Annotated in this window: 10 protein-coding genes; 6 read left to right on the top strand and 4 right to left on the bottom strand. The window is 69.1% G+C overall.

Going from position 1 to position 18,423, the window contains the following annotated elements:
• Positions 1-44: 44 nt before the first annotated feature.
• From A33M_RS21015 to A33M_RS21030, 4 genes are all read right to left on the bottom strand, one after another.
• A complete protein-coding gene (locus A33M_RS21015; RefSeq protein WP_008391700.1) occupies positions 45-278 on the bottom strand; it encodes a hypothetical protein in 234 nt (77 codons plus the stop codon).
• Between the two features lie 64 nt (positions 279-342).
• Positions 343-1,473, bottom strand: coding sequence for a PQQ-dependent sugar dehydrogenase (locus tag A33M_RS21020; protein ID WP_008391701.1), 1,131 nt, complete (start codon positions 1,471-1,473; stop codon positions 343-345).
• A 207-nt stretch (positions 1,474-1,680) separates the two neighbouring features.
• Positions 1,681-2,652, bottom strand: a complete 972-nt coding sequence (gene bchO / locus A33M_RS21025; protein WP_008391702.1) for an alpha/beta fold hydrolase BchO — start codon at positions 2,650-2,652, stop codon at positions 1,681-1,683.
• A 179-nt stretch (positions 2,653-2,831) separates the two neighbouring features.
• A complete protein-coding gene (locus A33M_RS21030) occupies positions 2,832-4,823 on the bottom strand; it encodes a c-type cytochrome (RefSeq protein WP_202801980.1) in 1,992 nt (663 codons plus the stop codon).
• 698 nt (positions 4,824-5,521) lie between these two features.
• On the opposite strand from A33M_RS21030, the gene A33M_RS21035 reads away from it, so the two are divergent.
• The 6 genes from A33M_RS21035 to A33M_RS21060 all read left to right on the top strand — a co-directional run bounded on the left by A33M_RS21035 (position 5,522) and on the right by A33M_RS21060 (position 18,154).
• On the top strand, positions 5,522-5,788 hold the full coding sequence (locus A33M_RS21035; protein WP_008391705.1) for a hypothetical protein: 267 nt from the start codon (positions 5,522-5,524) through the stop codon (positions 5,786-5,788).
• A 521-nt stretch (positions 5,789-6,309) separates the two neighbouring features.
• Positions 6,310-7,578 (top strand): extracellular catalytic domain type 1 short-chain-length polyhydroxyalkanoate depolymerase, encoded by a 1,269-nt coding sequence (locus tag A33M_RS21040; protein ID WP_008391709.1) that lies wholly within the window; start codon positions 6,310-6,312, stop codon positions 7,576-7,578.
• Between the two features lie 1,022 nt (positions 7,579-8,600).
• Positions 8,601-13,598, top strand: a complete 4,998-nt coding sequence (locus tag A33M_RS21045) for a 2-oxoacid:acceptor oxidoreductase family protein (protein WP_008391711.1) — start codon at positions 8,601-8,603, stop codon at positions 13,596-13,598.
• Positions 13,595-16,420, top strand: a complete 2,826-nt coding sequence (locus tag A33M_RS21050) for a sulfide/dihydroorotate dehydrogenase-like FAD/NAD-binding protein (protein ID WP_008391714.1) — start codon at positions 13,595-13,597, stop codon at positions 16,418-16,420. The genes A33M_RS21045 and A33M_RS21050 overlap by 4 nt, the downstream gene beginning before the upstream one ends.
• Positions 16,421-16,633: 213 nt before the next feature.
• Positions 16,634-17,086: a GlcG/HbpS family heme-binding protein gene (locus A33M_RS21055; protein WP_008391728.1), complete on the top strand. Its 453-nt coding sequence runs from the start codon at positions 16,634-16,636 to the stop codon at positions 17,084-17,086.
• Between the two features lie 60 nt (positions 17,087-17,146).
• Positions 17,147-18,154 (top strand): Gfo/Idh/MocA family protein, encoded by a 1,008-nt coding sequence (locus tag A33M_RS21060; RefSeq protein WP_083850601.1) that lies wholly within the window; start codon positions 17,147-17,149, stop codon positions 18,152-18,154.
• Positions 18,155-18,423: the final 269 nt, after the last annotated feature.

Consider the following 18,423-nt stretch of genomic DNA (forward strand, 5'->3'; position numbering starts at 1 on the left):
AAAGCGGCTCCGGCGCAGCCCCGTCGGAGTTCCCAAACGGGCTCTCAGGGCTTGCCGGAGCCGACCAGCGCGAGCCGGGCGAGCTCGGTCGCGGTCTTGCGGATCTCCTCCTCGGCATAGTCGGTGTTGGCGTCGGCCGGCTCGACCGACGGCGCGGACACCTTGCCCTGCTCGGGCTCGGTCTCGAAGGCGTAGCTCGCCCCTGTCGGGGTGTGCGTCACGATCAGGGTCTCGCCGCGGTGCTCGAGGCGGAAATCGTCGGTCTTCGGGGTCGCCATGGGATGTCCTCTCGTGGTCTGGATGCTCCTCGGCGGCCGCTTTCCACAGAAGGCGGGCCGGCGTTCACTCGGGAGCGCGGGCCGGCTCGATACGCAAAAGCTTGCCGTTCTCCTCGTCGGTCAACGCATAGACCGCCCCGTCGGTGCCCTGGCGAACGTCGCGGGTGCGGGCGCCGAGCGAGATGCGCTCCTCGCCGGTGACCTTTTCACCGTCGAGCGTGAGACGGACGATGCCTCGAGCCGTGAGCCCGCCGATCAAGAGGTTGCCGCGCCAGGCGGGCAAGAGGCTCCCGGTGTAGAAGGCCATGCCTGAGGGCGAGATCACCGGCGTCCAGTGGCGGATCGAGCCGGCGAGGTCGGGCCGAGTCGGCGGATCGGGGATCGGCCGGCCGTCGTAGTGGCGGCCCCAGCTCACCAGCGGCCAGCCGTAATTCTTGCCGGCCTGCGGGATGTTCAGCTCGTCGCCGCCGCGCGGCCCCATCTCGTGCGCCCACAGGACGCCGGTCTCGGGATTGATCGCCGCGCCCTCGACGTTGCGGTGCCCGTACGACCAGATTTCCGGCCGCGCGTTCTTCTGGCCGACGAACGGGTTGTCGTCGGGGATTTTTCCGTCCGGGCGGATGCGGACGATCTTTCCGAGGTCGACGGAGAGATCCTGCGCCGGCTCGAACTCGAAGCGCTCGCCGGTGGTGACGAACAGGTTGCCGTCGGGCGCGAAAGCGAGCCGCGAGCCGAAATGATTGCCGCCGGACACCTTCGGCTCCTGCCGGAAGATCACCGTTACGCCGGTCAGTGCGTCGTTCTCGAATTTTGCGCGGGCGACCGCGGTGGAGGCGCCGCCAGGGCCCGGCTCGGCGAAGGAGAGATAGACCAGCCGGTTGTCGGCAAAATTCGGGTCGAGCGCGACGTCCAGGAACCCGCCCTGGCCCTGGGCGAACACTTTTGGCACGCCCTTCACCGGGGCGGAGACCTCTCCCTCCGCGGTGACGATCCGCAGCCGGCCGGGCCGCTCCGTCACCAGCATCCGGCCGTCCGGCAGGAAGGCGACGCCCCACGGATGCTCGAGCCGGTCGGTGACGATCGTCACGCGGATGCTGCCGGTGTCGGTGTTCAGCGTCCGCACCTTGCCCTGCGCGCTCGCGGCGGCCGGCAGCGCCGCAAAGAGACACGCGATCAGCAGCAGCCGTAATCGCATCCCCGTTCTCCCCGTGTGGCACGACCCGAGTGGGTACGACCCGACCGGGTACGACGAAACGCCGGCGCCCCACGGGACGCCGGCCGATGCTCGACAATGCGGAAGACGCCGTTACCGTTCCCGGTCTCCGGGGGCGGCCCCTGCGTCGCATTCGACGCGTCGCATTCGACGTGTTGCAGCCGACGAGTCGGTCAGCCGACGAGTCGGTCAGCCGGCCGCGGCGACGGGCTGCGGCGTCACCGCGCGCAGCAGCGGCAACAGCCCGGCGGCGCGGGCGAGATCGACCATCAGCGCGCCGATCTCCTGCGGCCGCTCCTCGTGGGCGAGGTGGCCGAGCCCCGGCATCGGCACCAGCATCGAGCGCGGCACCATCGCATGCACCCGCTCGGCGTCGCGCGGGGCGATCGTCTTGTCGTTGCCGCCGGTGACCAGCACGAGCCGCGGCGAGAGCTTCGGCAGGTCCGCCGCGAGCGGCCGCAGCTTCCAGTTCGCCATCATCCGGATCGCCGAGGCGACGTGACCGGGGCGGCAGGTGAGCCGGCGATAGAACTCGACGCCCGCCGGATCGAGCCGCGAGCCGGTGCCGTCGATCATCCGCTCGACGAAGCCGTCGCCGCCGGCGAAGCGGCAGAACAGCCGCGGCACCATCGCGCTCGCCGCCATCGCACGGGCGAGCGGCATCATCAGGCGGCCGGCGAAGCCGTCGATCGGCAGCATCGCGCCGTTGAGGCCGACCAGATCGCTCGGCGCGATGCGCCCGTCGAGGCACATGCGCGCGAGCACCGCGGCGCCCGCCGAATGGCCGGCGACCAGCACCGGATCGAGATCGAGCGTCTTCAGGAGCGTGCCGAGATCCTCGGCCATCGCGTCGAGCGACAGCCGCTCGGGCGGCGGCGCCTCGGTGAAGCCGTGGCCCGGCAGGTCGGGCGCGACCACGGTGAAATGCGTCGCCAGCACCGGCGCGACGTCGCGCCACGAATGGGTGGCGGCGCCGGTGCCGTGCACCAACAGCACCACCGGGCCTTCGCCCATCTGCTGGACGTGCCAGCGGATGCCGGCGGCGGTGACGAAGCGGCTGGCGAAGCGGTTCGGCCAGTCGTGGCCGTCGCGATCCCAGCAGGGCGGACCGTGCGGGGCAGGGGCAGTGATCGTGGAAGCGGCGTTCTGATCGGGGGTCATGATGTGTTTTCTCCTGGCTGTTCGACGCTCTTCTTCTCGGCTCGTTCCCGCGCTCTTCTCGATTGTGATGAGTTCGTCGTGTCGCCGGTGCTCTGGTCGGTGCCGTTCGGCGATCTGTTTGGTCGTGCCGTGTCGTAACGGTCGCGTCTCGTCGTGCGTGCTGCTCCTCCTCGTCCTGCTCAGCGGCAGCCCGGTGCGGTGTTCGGTCGGGTCCATGCGGTGTAGACCACGCAGTCGTCGGGCGAGGGCGGGCGATAGTCGGGAACACGTGCTGCGACCGGCGGCAGCATGCGCAGATAAGCGACCAGCGCGCGCACGTCCTCCTCGGAAAAGTTCGAGAAGTGATCCCACGGCATCGCCTGCCAATAGAGCGGCTGGCCGTTCTTCGCGACGCCGCTGCGGATCGCGCGGGCGATCGCCGCATCCGACCAGCCGCCGATTCCGGCCATGCGATCGGAGGTGATGTTGGCGGTGTAGATCGTGCCGGGCGGGCCGGAGAGCTTCAGCCCGCCGCTGCCGTCGACGCCGTGACAGAACGCGCAGCTCGCGCTCGCGAACAGATATCTACCGCGCTCGGCGAGGGCGACCCGCTCGGGCGTGAGGCCGCCGGAAACGACCGGCGGCAGCTTCCGCATCGCCTCGGCCGCCATCATGTCGGCGGGGAAGAGCCCGAGCAGCGGCGTCGAATAGGCGACCAGCACCGCCGAGCAGCCGAACAGCCCGCTGAGGCTGCGCCGGCCGAGCGGTCCCCACGGCCGCATCGGCAGCGTCATCACCAGAAGCATGGTCCACAGGCCGATCACCGCCGCCTGCGCGGCCACCAGGCTGTCCTGCACGCGGGCGAGATCGATCCCGCCCGACGAGGCGTAATTGCCGGCGGCGTAAGTGATCACGCGCGGGCGCCCGAGCAGCACGTCGCCGTCCACGAAGCGTCCGAGCAAGGTCTCGACCGCGCCGTAATGCAGCGGCCGCGGCACCGGATTTTTCACCGGCGGCAGCGTCTTCAGATAACGTGCGATCGCCAGCGCATCGGGCTGCGAGATGTTGTGGAGAAAGATCCACGGCATGCTCCACACGTTCAGCAGGCGACCGTCGGCAGTACGGCCGCTGCGTATCGCCCGGGCGATCTCGTCCTCGCTCCAGTGTCCTAGTCCGGTCGCCGGATCGGGCGTGAGATTGCGGCTGACGAACACGCCCTGCGGATGCGCGCCGATGCGGATGCCGCCGGCGAGATAGCGCTCGTCGCGATAGATGCCGCCGCGGCTCACCTCGGTGTGGCACAGCCCGCACATGCCGGCGCGTGTCAGATAACGTCCGCGCGCGACCGGATCGGCGGCTTGCCCGGGGCCGGCGAGTACGGCGCCCGGCATGCCCGGGGCGGCGCGGGCGCGCGACTCGAGGAAGGCCACCAGATCCCAGCGCGCCTGTGGCGGGAGCGAGGCATAGGCCGGCATCGCAGACGGGGCGAGCCCGGTGGTGAGACGCAGATAGACGTCGGCTGGCCGGGCGCCGCCACGAAACGTCCACGGCGCCGTGAGGTCACGGCTCGTCACCGGGTGACCGGTCGCGTCGGTCGTCACGTCGCCGCCGCGCAGATCGTCGCCGTGGCAGCTCGCGCAGCCCTGCTCGCGATAGAGCCGCGCGCCCGCGGCGACGCTCGCGGGCGTCGGGGTCGGGCGCGGCGGCACCACGATCGGCGTCGGCTCGATCTCGCTGCGATCGTCGCGCAGGCCGTCGACATAGGCGACCACCGCGTCGATCTCGGCGGAGCCGAGAACGTCGGAAAAGCCCGGCATCGCGCTCGCCGCGAGCCCGTGGGCGACGACCTCGCGAACGTCGGCGATGGTCGGCGGCTCGCCTTCCGGCGTGCTCTTGTACTTGAAGGCGCCGTGCACGAGATCGCGCGGGCGCGGCGACAGCGAGGGCGCGGCGGCGCCGTTGCCGCGCCCGTCCGGGCCGTGACAGATCGCGCAGTTCTCGAGATAGACGCGTTGCCCGCGCGGCGCGCCGGCCGGCACGGCGGACGACGGCGGCCACGTGATGTCGGCATAACGAGCGGCGTCCGGCTGCCACATCTCCGCGGGCGCGCGATAGCCGAAATGCGCGATCAGCGAGCGGCCGAGATCGAGCGCGAGAAACGCCGCCGCCGCCGCCGCCACGCTCCACCGCACGGCCGTGCGTGACGGCCAGGTGGCGGACGAGGCGGCCGATGACGTGGGCGGCGCCGAGCGCGACGTTCGCGCCGGCTCGCGGCGCGCAGGCGGCATCGTTTCGGCGTGGGGCGTTTCGATGACGTCGCTCCCGGATCGGCGGCTGTGCGGGCCGCAAACGCCGGAACGACGGCTGCGGCCGCGATATCGGTTGTCTGGTTTGGCGAAGGCGGTGACGGCGCCGATGCGATCGTCTCGCGTGTCGCGCGTGACCGGACCGCTCCGATCTCTCAAGCACGGAGAAGGTGCGTTGTTCCGTGAGGCCGAGTAGAAGGCGACCCGGAGCGACGCGAAGACTGGCGAAGCGGAGTTGCCGTGAGTAGATCCGGGGCAACGGTCGTGATCTCGACATTGCGCGACGCTCCGCGACGTGATCACGTCGCTCGCAAGTCGACACCCGCCACGAGATTGACGCGCGGCACTGTCACGTCGTCGCGACGATGAGCGGCAATTCGCACGAATTCTGCCGTCGACGTCCGAATGGCACCTCCCGAGCGGGAACGAAGCGAGCATCCTCGTATTCGCTCTTCGTGGAATGCATGCAGGTCGCGGCGACACGTGAGAAGTCGCCTGCATGCGTCGACGGGCGAACGGCTGCCCCGTCGTGACACGCTTCGCCGAACCGAGAGCGCAGCCATTCTCCATCCCGGTGACGACGCATGAACCAGGGTTTGATCCGCTATCGCACTGCCGCTCTCGACATCGCGGTGCGCCGTACCGATCGCAGCACCTACAGCGAGCGCATGACCGTCCTGATCTGGGCGATGCTCGCCGACACGTTCGTCACGCTGTTGGTCTCGACCGTGTTCGGTGCCGGCACCGAGACGACGCGGGCGTTCGTGATGCCGCTGGCGGCGATCGGCGCGGTGCTCGGGGTGCTCGTGATCCTCGAGTTCGCCAAGCTCGTCACCGGCGTCGCCCGCTGACGCGACCGCGGTGAACGCCACCTCGGTGGACGCCGCGGTGAACGACGACTTTCGGAGACCACCACCATGAAGATGTCGCACCTCGCGAACTTCCTTTTCATCATCGTCGGCGGCGCCGTCCAAGAGGTCGGCCTGAAGGTTCGCCGCGGGCTCCGCGGGCGCGACGACGACAGGAGCTGAGGCGCCGTCCGTTCGCCTCGATCCTCCCCGCCCCGTCGCCACGGGGCGGGAGCGCGTCTCGCCCTCCGCCTGCGCTCGTCGGCGTCCTCGCGAAAAGACACTCTCCTGCGCCCGCACCGGCGTGGCGCCGTCGGCGCGGCGCCATCGGCGTCGTGACGTCGTCGGTGTCGTGACATCACCAGTGTCGTGACATCGTCGCCCGAACGCCCTTCTCTCGCCTTGCTCCGCTCCGATACCCGGTGGGCGACGACGCCGGCCGCCGTGAGGCGACGCCTGCCGTGGCAACCTTTCGTCGCGTCGCGCGTTGGTTCGGCCTGCCACGGACAAGAAGGAGATCTCGCGTGCCCGGCCTGGATTCGACGATCGCGGAGCTCGCTCGTCAGCGTCGCCAGTGGGATGCGTTTCTGCGCAGCATGCCGGGTGTCGCGCTGCCGCGCCGCGAGGCGCCGGAGCGGTCGCGGCTGGTGGAGGTGAAGGACTTCGGCTCCAATCCGGGCGAGCTGCGGATGTTCGAGTACGTGCCGGCCGATCCACAGCCGTCGCTCGTGGTGGTGCTGCACGGCTGCACCCAGAATGCCGCGGTTTACGACATCGGCGCCGGCTGGTCGCGGCTCGCCGACCGCTACGGCTTCCATCTGCTGATGCCGGAGCAGCGCCCGCAGAACAACCCGAAAACGTGCTTCAATTGGTTCCGCGCCGAGGACGCCACGCGCGGCCACGGCGAGGTGCATTCGATCGTGCAGATGATCGAGGCGATGGCGGTGCGGCATCGGATCGATCGCAAGAACGTCTTCGTCACCGGCCTGTCGGCGGGCGGCGCGATGACCGCGGCACTGCTCGCGACCTATCCTGAAAAATTCGCCGCCGGCGCGATCGTCGCGGGGCTTCCGTACGGCGCCGCGACCAACATGAAGCAGGCGTTCGAGAGCATGTTTCGCGTGCGGGTGAAGAGCGCGCGGGAGTGGGGCGATCTGGTGCGGGCGGCCTCGCCGCATCGCGGGCCGTGGCCGCGCGTGGCGGTCTGGCACGGCGGCGCCGACTCGGTGGTCAAGCCGAAGAACGCCGAGGAAATCCTCAAGCAGTGGACCGACGTGCACGGGCTCGGCACCACGCCGACCCGCACCGAGACGGTGAGCGGCTATCCGCGCCGGGTGTGGGCCGATCGCAAGGGCGCGCCGGTGATCGAGTGCTGGATGATCCCGCTGATGCCGCACGGCACGCCGCTCGCGACCGGCACCGACGACAGCTACGGCGTGCCCGGCGAGTTCTTGATCGATGTCGGCATCTCGTCGTCGTATCACATCGTGAAATTCTTCGGGCTCGCCGACCCGCGGCGAGCCCGGCGGGCCCGCGCGGCCGGGGCGGTGGAGGGCGCCGGCTTCGTGATGAACCCGACCAATCCGACCGCGACCCTGAACGGGCTCGGCCACCCGCCGCACGCCGCCGGTGAGACGAGCACGGCGCCGCGCGCCGGCACGGGCGAGGGCGGGCGTTCGGGCGGCGAACGCCGGCCGTCCGATGCGGCGCGTCCGCAGCCCGGCCGCAAGGGCGGCGTCGAGGGTTTGGTCAGGCGCGTCCTGTCGGCGACCGGACTGATCAGGCCGTGCTGACGCGACGGCCGAGGAGGTCCGCGGGCGCGGCCTTCTTCGACCGAGGTTTCGGATCACGAAAACGTGCGGGCGATCGCCTCGCCTCTCTTTCGCAGGTGCGGCGGCGCGCGGTCGGCCGCCGCGGCCGCTGCTGCCGACATCGTTGCCCGACAGCGGCGCGCGACACCGGCGCGCGACGCCGGCGCCCGACATTGGCGGCCCCACCGCGTTCCGCCGGCTGCGGCCGCGCGAGGTCACGTCGTACGACCGCCCGCTCGCCCGCGAGGCGCGGCCGGCGCGCCGCGGCGGCGGCCATGGGCGCCGCGAATCATCGGCCGCGAGCCGGCTGGAGGTGTGCCCCGCCGCACCTCTGCACCGCCTCCCGGCTCGCCTCCACCCCCTTCGCCCGACAAAAGAAACCGCTCGCCCGCATGTCAGCGTCGAGCTTCGGGCATATCATTTTGCAGCACACCGTGCGTGTCACTTGATATTTCACGTGATGGTGGCACACGTCCGCCGTGCCGTCGCCCGGCGGACCAGCGCGAGGCCGCGCGCTCCTGCGTCTGCGAACCGTTCCGAACAGTCGCCGGCCATGGTCGAGGCGATCCGAGAACATCAAGCTGATCAGTTCGTTGGGCGACCGGTCTCGGTGCTCTCCCGCACCTGCGAAGGCGCTTTCGCGCTGCCGCGAAAGGCACGTCGCAGCACCGCGCGGTGCCGCCGGCGAGCCGTCGTCCCACCCTCGCATGCCTGCACTGCGCGTCGGTGCGAGCGGCCGCGGCGCCCGGCCCTTTGACAATAGTCAGAGCCGTTCCAGGGTGCCGGCAGTACAACACGCGGCAAGTCGAACACGGCCGAACGGCGCCCCCGGGATCACAGGTCCACGCGGCGGCCGAACGCCGAAAAAAGACGGCCTGGGCGGAGCGTCGCGTTTCCGATCGTGCGAGCGAAAGCGACAGTTCGCCCCCTCTCCCCCCGGCTCACGCGAGCGACGGAACGCCAGCTCGACGGCATTGGATCACGGACCAGACGGACGCAGCAAAATGAACGCGAAATATCCCGGCAATCCGACTGTCATCAACGGTAACGGCGCCGTCGCTCAGGTGATGGGCCACGTATGCGGCGGCGTGATCGGCTACCCGATCACGCCCTCCACCGAGATCTCGGAGCTCTACGAGGCGTTCCGCTCGGCCGGCGGCTGCAACGTCTGGGGCAAGCATCCCTTCTTCTTCGAGCCGGAAGGCGAGCATTCGGCACAGTCGGGCGCGCTCGGTGCGGCGCTGACCGGAGCCAAGTTCGTCTCCAACGCGTCGTCGAGCCAGGGCATCCTGTACGGCCTCGAGTCGCACTACGTGACGGTCGGCAAGAAGGTCGGCGGCTTCGTGCTGCAGGTCGCCGCCCGCGTGGTGTCGAAGCACTCGCTCAACGTGATGGCCGGTCACGACGACGTGTACGCCCTGCTGCAGTCCGGCTACACGATCCTGTTCGGCTCCAACCCGCAGGAGGCGGCCGACCTCGCCGCCATTTCATACAAGGTGTCGGCGACCTCGCTGATCCCGGTCGCCAACGCCATGGACGGCTTCGCCACCTCGCACATGATGAGCGAGGCGCTGATGCCGGAGCCCGAGCTGCTGCGCGAGTTCCTCGGCGACCCCGCCGGCCGCATCAAGGCGCCGACCGTCGCCCAGGAGCTGCTGTTCGGCGCCAAGGGCCGCGTGTTCCAGCTCGAGACCTATCTCGCCAAGCACGCCGCCGACTTCGCCGAGGCCGACCTCGCCGCGCTGAAGGCGCATCTCCAGGCCAATGCCGACGCCATCGAGAAGGACGGCGAGGGCGCGCTGATCGCGGCGACGCTCGGCTTCGTGCCGGAGGAGCTGCAGGGCCAGTGGCGCCGCCAGTGGGTCAACGCCTTCGAGAAGGGCACCCGCCAGCTGGTGCCGGCGCTGGTCGACGTCAACAATCCGGGCCTCACCGGCGGCGTGCAGAACCAGCCCGACTTCCAGGCCGGCTCGGTCGATCACCGCACCCACTTCGTCGCCGCCGTGCCGGGCTTCGTCCGTGAGGCGATGGCCGAGTACTCCGCCCTCACCGGCCGCGAGTACAAGCCGGTGATGACCTACATGTGCGACGACGCCGAGTACGTGATGGTCGGCCTCGGCTCGGTCACCGACGACGCCGAGGCGGTCGCCGCCCATCTGCGCCGCCAGGGCAAGAAGGTCGGCGTGGTCTCGATCAAGCTCCTGCAGCCGTTCCCGGAGGCCGAGCTGGTCGCGGCGCTGGCCGGCAAGAAGGCGGTCACCGTGCTCGAGCGGTCGGACGTCACCGCGCTGACGAGCTTCGTCACCCAGGCGCTGTTCAAGGGCGTCGAGAACGCCGCCGGCGAGCGCCACCCCGGCATCCCGGCCATCAAGACGCTGCCCAAGATCACCACCGCGATCTTCGGCCTCGGCGCGCACGACCTGCAGCCGCGCCATTTGGTCGCCGCGTTCGAGAACATGGAGACCAAGAACGCGCCGTTCGTCTATCTCGGCTCGCAGTTCTTCGCCAAGAACCCGTCGCCGCGCCTCGCCGCGCTGCAGGACAAGCTGAAGGCGGCCTATCCCGAGACCGAGCTGATGGCGCTCGAGACGGCCGAGAACCCGAACCTGCTGCCGCCCGAGGCGTTCCGCATCCGCTTCCACTCGGTCGGCGGCTACGGCACCATCGCCACCGGCAAGCTCTTGACCGACATCCTCGCCGGCGCCCTCGACATGCACTCGAAGGCCTCGCCGAAATACGGCTCGGAGAAGAGCGGCGCGCCGACCAACTACTACATCACGCTGAGCCCGGAGACGGTGAAGATCACCAATGCCGAGCTCGAGGACGTCGAGATCGTCGCCTCGCCGGACCACAAGGTGTTCAGCCACACCAACCCCCTGCGCGGGCTGGTCGCCGGCGGCACCTTCGTGCTGCAGTCCGACCTGCCGCCGCTCGAGGTGTGGCGTCAGCTGCCGAAGCGCGCCCGCCAGACCATCCGTGACAAGAAGATCAAGGTTTTGGTGGTCGACGGCTTCAAGGTCGCCAAGGCGCACGCGCCGACCCCCGAGCTCGAGACCCGCATGATGGGCATCGCCTTCATCGGCGCCATCTGCGGCCATGTCGACCGGATTGTCGCCGACGCCTCGCGCGACGTGATGCTGAACAAGATCCGCTCGCAGATCGCGAAGAAGTTCGGGTCCAAGGGCGCCGCCGTCGTCGAAGGCAACATGGCGGTGATCAAGGAGGGCGCCGAGGCCACCCAGGTGCTCGACTACACCAAGCCGGAGTTCGCCGAGGCCGACAGCGACGTCGTCAAGAAGATCGAGCGCAGCGTCGCCATCTCCGCCGAGATGTGCCGCGCCGCCGGCGTCGCCCCGAGCGCGGGCTTCTTCGACAAGGACTATTACGAGGAGATGATCGCCGCGCCGTTCCGCGAGGGCACGGTCGGCGAGGCCCCGGTGCTGCCCGGCACCGGCATGTTCATGCCGGCCGGCTCCGCCGCCTGGAAGGACAAGGGTTTGTTCCGCCGCGAGGTGCCGGAGTTCGATCCGAGCCTGTGCACCGGCTGCATGGAATGCACCCTGGTCTGCCCGGACGCGGCGATCCCGAACACGGTGATCGACATCCACGAGCTCTTGCAGACCGGCATCAAGCATCTCGAGGTCGCCGAGGCCCAGCGCGAAGCGCTGCGGGCCAAGGTGTGGCCGCTCTCGGAAGCCGTCCGCGAGGCCTATCGCTCGACCAAGGAGTTCAAGCCGTTCTCCGAGGTGGTCGCGGCCGCGGCGGCGACGCTCGACACCGACAACGCGACGCTGAAGCGCAATCTCGGCAAGCTCGCCGAGGTGCTGGCGGTGCTGCCGGTCGCCAAGACCCGGCCGTTCTTCGACGCGATGGAGAAGGAGAAGCCCGGCACCGGCGGCCTCTATTCGGTCGCGGTCGATCCGTGGAAGTGCTCGGGCTGCCTCGAGTGCATCGACGTGTGCGGCCCGGGCGCGCTGAAGTCCCAGCATCAGGACGTCGCGCTGCTCGACACGCTGCAGGAGCGCTTCGAGTTCCTCGGCTCGACGCCGAACACCCCGGCCCGCTTCACCGACGGTGCGCTGGCGGCGGACGGTGACACCAAGCGGCTGATGCTCGATCGCGCCAACTACTACGCCACCACCGGCGGTCACGGCGCCTGCCGCGGCTGCGGCGAGGTCACCGCGATCCGGCTGGTCACCTCGACCAACCACGCGATCCAGGCCAAGCGGCGCAAGGAGCACATCCGCGAGGTCGAGGGGCTGATCCTGAAGCTCGATGCCAAGCTCGCCGGCATCCAGGACGACGCGGCGCGGCGCGAGCGCATCCAGAAGGCCCGCCAAATCCTCGACAAGCGCCTCTACATGCTGGAGAGCGGCCCGACCGGCAACGGCCCGGCCTCGGCGGTGATCGCCAACGCCACCGGCTGCTCGAGCGTCTATGCCTCGACCTTCCCGTTCAATCCCTACAACGACCCGTGGGTGAACAGCCTGTTCCAGGACACCCCGGCGGTCGCCAAGGGCTTGTTCGAGGGCTTGACGGCGGCGGCGACCGACGACGTGAAGGCGCTGCGCATCGCCAAGCTCGAGCTCGACGACGCCTACGACCCGGCGGTCCACGACAAGTACTTCAAGACCTTCGGGTGGCCGAACTTCACGCCGGACGAGCTCGCTCTGCTGCCGACCGTGATCAGCATGGGCGGTGACGGCGCGACCTACGACATCGGCTTCGGCGCGCTGTCGCGGCTCCTCGCCACCCGCACCCCGATCAAGGTCGTGGTGCTCAACACCGGCGTCTACTCCAACACCGGCGGCCAGGCCTCCACCGCCTCGCTGACCGGCCAGGACTCGGACCTGTCGCGCTTCGGCACCGCCCATCACGGCAAGCAGGAGGACCGCAAGGAGCTCGGCCTGATCGCCGCGTTCCACCCGAACGTGTTCGTGGTGCAGACCTCGACGGCGCTCCAGGGCCACTTCCTGAAGAACGTGATGGCGTATCTCGCCCACACCTCGTCGCCGGCGGTGCTCGACGTCTACACGCCCTGCCAGGCCGAGCACGGCATCGCCGACGCGGCGGCCAGCCGCCGCGCCCGCCTCGCGGTCGAGAGCCGCATGAACCCGGTGTTCGTGCACGATCCGAAGTCGAGCGCGTCGCTGCGCGGCTGGTTCGACCTCGACGGCAACCCGGACCTCGACAAGGACTGGACCACCACCACGATCGAGTATGTCGAGGACGGTGCGGTCAAGCTGATGGACGTGCCGCTGACGCCGGCCTACTTCGCCCAGGAGGAGACCCGCTTCAAGAAGCAGTACCGCAAGCTGAAGGACGAGGCGAACGCCCTGCCGATCCACGAGTACATCGACCTGCCGGCCGACCAGCGCGCCGCCAAGGTGCCGTTCGTGTGGTCGACCGACGATCAGAAGCGCCTGGTCAAGCTCGAGGTGTCGAACGCGATCGTCCATCTGGTCGAGGAGCGGCGGAAATACTGGCGTACGCTCCAGTACCTCGCCGGCCGCTCGGTCGAGAAGCTCGACGCCTCGCACAAGGTCGAGCTGGCCGCCCTGCAGCAGCGTTATCAGCAGGCCGTGGACACCCAGGAGTCGACGCTCGACACCATCGCCCGCGCGATGAGCGAGCTCGCCGCCTCCTCGAACGCCCCGGCCAACGGGGCGCTCGCCGCGGCGCTGTCGCCGTTCGGCGGCGGCCTCGGCAGCGGTGCGGCGGCGGCTCCGGCCGCGGCGGCGCCTGCGGCGGCATCGGCCAACGGCAACGCCGCCGGCGTGCCGACGCTGCACGAGGAAGACATCGAGAAGTGCACCAACTGCAAGACCTGCTACCAGTCGGCGGCGGAGCTCTTCGAGAAGACCAAGATCGTCGTCAACGGCGTTCCGAAGGAGGTCGCCCACGCCATCCCGGGTGCGCTCGAGACGGTGCAGATGACCCCCGACCTGAAGTCGCGTCTGGCCCGGGTCGCGGCCAACTGTGATGCGGAGATCATTCGATGAGCACGGCCTCCAACCAGGACCTGCTGCGCTACGCCCAGAGCACCTCGGTGCTCGCGGCGACGCGCAGCCAGCTCGAGGAGCTGGAGCAGACGGAGGCCGTCGAGGTCTTCCAGAAGCAGCTCGCGCTCCTCAAGAAGCGGCTGCTCGGTGATCCGAAGTCGCTGCGCTCGACCTTCGTGGCGGACGGTGTGCAGGCGATCGCCTGGGAGTTCCAGCAGGAGGAGCTGGGCGCCGCCTTCACCAAGGTGCTGTGGTCGCTGCTGTTGCGCAACGACGAGGCGAGCGTTCTGCTGCAGCGCTTCATCTGGAACGTTCCGCTGAAGTTCAAGCGGAAGTTCATCAAGGCGATCGACGATCACCTCGCCGAGCGCTACCCGATGTTCAAGGGCCTGTCCGACGGCTGGCCGGGCGACAGCTACATCCCGCCCTACATCCGGCCGCCGGAGGAGCGCTCCAGCGACTTCGCGCTCGTGAACACCGGCTATCTCGGCTACATGGCGCTCGGCTACTCCGAGCGCGAGGTCGAGATGTTCGTCTGGCTCGAGGTCTTGCGCGACAAGCAGTGCGCCGACAAGCCGTGCGAGCTCGGCGTGCACATCGAGGGCAAGCGCGACAACAAGGGCGGCTGCCCGGTCAAGATCCACATCCCCGAGATGCTGGATCTGCTCGGCCAGGGCAAGTTCCGCCAGGCGCTCGAGCTGATCGAGAGCTGCAACCCGCTGCCGAACGTCACCGGCCGCGTGTGTCCGCAGGAGCTGCAGTGCCAGGGTGTGTGCACGCACACCCAGCGGCCGATCGAGATCGGCCAGCTCGAATGGTTCCTGCCGCAGCGCGAGAAGCTGGTCGGCATGCCGGCCGAGGAGCGCTTCGCCGGCGTCGTCAGCCCGTGGGCCAAGGCCGAGAAGCCGCCGATCGCGGTGGTCGGCTCCGGCCCGTCCGGCCTGATCAACGCCTATCTCTTGGCGGCCGAGGGCTTCCCGGTCACCGTGTTCGAGGCGTTCCACGAGCTCGGCGGCGTGCTGCGTTACGGCATTCCCGAGTTCCGTCTGCCGAACGAGCTGATCGACGACGTGGTCGGCAAGATCAAGCTGCTCGGCGGCCGGTTCGTGAAGAACTTCGTGGTCGGCAAGACCGCGACGCTCGAGGACCTCAAGGCGGCCGGCTTCTGGAAGATCTTCGTCGGCACCGGCGCGGGCCTGCCGACCTTCATGAACGTGCCGGGCGAGCATCTGCTCGGCATCATGTCGGCCAACGAGTTCCTCACCCGCGTCAACCTGATGCGCGGCCTCGACGCGAAGTACGAGACCCCGCTGCCCGACACCAAGGGCAAGCAGGTGTTCGTGATCGGCGGCGGCAACACCGCGATGGACGCGGCCCGCACCGCCCGCCGGCTCGGCGCCAACGTGACGATCGTCTATCGGCGCACCCAGTCGGAGATGCCGGCCCGCGTCGAGGAGCTGCATCACGCGCTGGAAGAGGGCATCGCCCTGAAGCCGCTGCGCGCGCCGATCGAGTTCATCGGCGACGACAAGACCCACTTCATCAGCCACGCGGTCTTGGCGGTGAACGCGCTCGGCGAGCCGGACAAGTCCGGCCGCCGTCGGCCCGAGCCGACCGGCGAGGTGGAGCGGGTGCCGGTCGACCTCGTGATCATGGCGTTGGGCAACACCGCCAACCCGATCATGAAGCAGGCCGAGCCCGAGCTGAAGACCTCCAAATGGGGCACCATCGAGGTCGGTGACGGCTCGCAGAAGACCTCGATCGCCGACGTCTATTCGGGCGGCGACGCGGCGCGTGGCGGGTCCACCGCCATCCGTGCGGCCGGCGACGGCCAGGCGGCGGCGCGCGAGATCGTCGGCGAGATCCCCTTCTCGGCGGCCGAGATCGTCGAGAAGGTCGCGAAGGCGGCGAAGTACACCGAGCTCGGCCAGGTCGAGCAGACGATCGTGGAGAAGATCCCGCTCGCCGGCGGCATCGTCGAGTTCAAGGTGCGGGCACCGATGGTGGCCCGCTCCGCCCGGGCCGGCCAGTTCGTCCGCGTGCTCGCGTGGGCCGACGGTGAGCTGATCCCGCTGACGCTGGCCGACTGGGACGCCGAGGCCGGCACGATCGATCTGGTCGTGCAGGGCATGGGCACCTCGACGCTGCTGATCAACAAGATGGCGGTCGGCGACGCGTTCGCCGGCATCGCCGGGCCGCTCGGTCAGGCGAGCGAGTTGCACAAGTACGGCAAGGACGAGACCGTGGTGTTCACCGCCGGTGGTGTCGGCCTGCCGCCGGTCTATCCGATCGCCCGGGCGCATCTCGAGCTCGGCAATCACGTCACGCTGATCTCGGGCTTCCGCTCCAAGGACTTCCTGTTCTGGACCGGCGAGGACGAGCGGGTCGGCAAGCTGCAGGCCAAGTACGGCGACCAGCTCGACGTGATCTACACGTCGAACGACGGCACCTTCGGCCTGAAGGGCTTCGTCACCGGGCCGCTCGAGGAGATGCTGAAGGACGGCAAGCAGTCGAAGGGCCGCAAGATCGCCGAGGTGGTCACCATCGGCCCGCCGATGATGATGCGGGCGGTCTCCGACCTCACCAAGCCTTACGGCGTGAAGACGGTGGCGAGCCTCAACTCGATCATGGTCGACGCCACCGGCATGTGCGGTGCCTGCATGGTGCCGATCACCGTGGACGGTAAGATGGTGCGAAAGCACGCCTGCATCGACGGGCCGGAGCTCGACTCCCATCTGATCGACTGGGACAAGTTCCTTCCGCGGTTCGGCCACTTCCGGGTGCAGGAGCAGCGCAGCAAAGTGGCGCACGGGCTCGGCTGAACGGGAAAAGCCGGCGGTATAGTCGTCGGCTTCCCACTGTAACGTCGATACATATGCAAGGAGCGGGGTGAAAGCCCCGCTCCTTTTGCATTTGCGGGATCGCAAGATAGGCGTCGACAGTCGTCACGAGCAGTGGTGCTATTGCGTCCTCCGCAGGGCAGAACCACTCTGTCATCCCGCAACGATCGAAGCTTCAGCTCAGAACGACGGATCATGTACACAGCAACGACGAAGCGCCTGACCAACGAGGGCGCCCGCAAGATCCTCGAATACGCCTTCGCCAAGGCCCGCGAGGAAGGCATCCAGGTCGCCGTGGCGATCGTCGACGGCGGCGGCAACCTGCTGCTGCTGGAGCGCATGGATACCGCGCGCTTCCATCTCGTTCACTCCTCCACCACCAAGGCGAAGTGCTGCGCCTCCAACAAGCGGCCGACCACCTCCAAGGGCGCCGTCGCCCAGCCGCTCGACACCGCCCACGCGCTCGGCCTCGCGCTCGCCGCCGGCCCGGAGAACTGGACCGCGATGGAAGGCGGCTGCCCGATCATTTTCGACGGCGAATGCGTCGGTGGCGTCGGCGTCTCCGGCGGCAGCTGGGACATGGACGGCCGGATCGCCGAGGAGGCGGTCAAGTCGATCGGCGCCAGCATCAGCATCGACGGCAAGTGAGCCGCCGGCCTCGCGGCGCAGCCGGCGGGGCTCCTTCGTCAAGAACAAGGTCAAAAATCAATGAGCACTGATCCCGTACGCGTCGCCTGCATCGGCATGGGCTGGTGGTCCGACGTCCTCGCCGACGCCATCATGCGCTCCGACAAGATCAAGATCGTCTCCTGCTTCACCCGCACCGAGGAGAAGCGCAACGCGTTCGCGGCGAAATACGGCTGCAAGCCGGTCGCCACCCTCGAGGAGATCCTCGCCGATCCGTCGATCGAGGGCGTGATCAACACGACGCCGAACAACGTGCATCTCGAGACCACCGAGAAGATCTCGGCCGCCGGCAAGCACGTCTTCCTCGACAAGCCGATCGCCAACAACGTCAAGACCGGCCGCGCCATCGCCGAGGTCTGCAAGAAGAACGGCGTGATCCTCCAGCTCGGCTATCAGCGCCGCCGCGAGAATCAGTTCCGCTGGATCAAGCAGCAGATCGACGCCGGCGTGTTCGGCAAGCTGGTCAATGCCGAGGCCAACATCTCGCGCGACCGGCTCGGCAAGTTCAACGCCGACCACTGGCGCCACACCGCGGCCGGCATGCCGGGCGGCGTGATGCTGCAGATCGGCATCCACTACATCGACGTGCTCACCTTCCTGATGGGCCCGATCAAGGCGGTCTCCGGCCGCGCCACCCAGCTGGTCCTGCCGGGCGACAACCCGGACGTCGCCTCGATGATCCTCGAGCACGAGAACGGCGCCCTGTCGACCGTCAACGCTTCTTACGCGTCGGCCGGCGAGTACTATCTGATGAACATCTACGGCAAGGAGGCGACCGCCTATTACGACCTGCACGGCGGCCTGCGCCTGCAGAAGCGGCACTCCGACGTCGTCACGCCGATCCCGTTCGAGAAGAACGACGCCATTCGCGACGAGCTCGAGGAGTTCGCCGCCGTGGTGCGCGGCAACGGGCAGCCGGAGACCGACGGCGTGCACGGCTTCAACTCGCTCGCGGTGGTGCGGGCCGGCACGGTCTCGGCGCGCGAAGGCCGCCGGGTCGAGGTCGCCGAGATGCTGGCGAACGACTGAGGACGCGCGCGTCCGTCCGCTACTTTCTCAAAGACGAAAGGCCGCCCCTCGGGGCGGCCCTTCTGCATGAAACTGTGGGTGATCACCTCTCTCCGCCCTCATCCAGAGGAGCGCCCGAAGGGCCCGTCTCGAAGGCCGAGGGCGGCCTCATGGTTCGAGACGCGGCCGGTGGGTGCTCCTCGGTATCACGGGAGAGGCGTTGCAATCGCGCGCCGCTCCTATACCAACGGCGACAGAGTCCGACCTCGTCCTGAGGAGCACTCCGCAGG

The sequence above is a fragment of the Rhodovulum sp. PH10 genome (assembly GCF_000293785.1).
In the GTDB taxonomy this organism is placed as follows: domain Bacteria; phylum Pseudomonadota; class Alphaproteobacteria; order Rhizobiales; family Xanthobacteraceae; genus Rhodoplanes.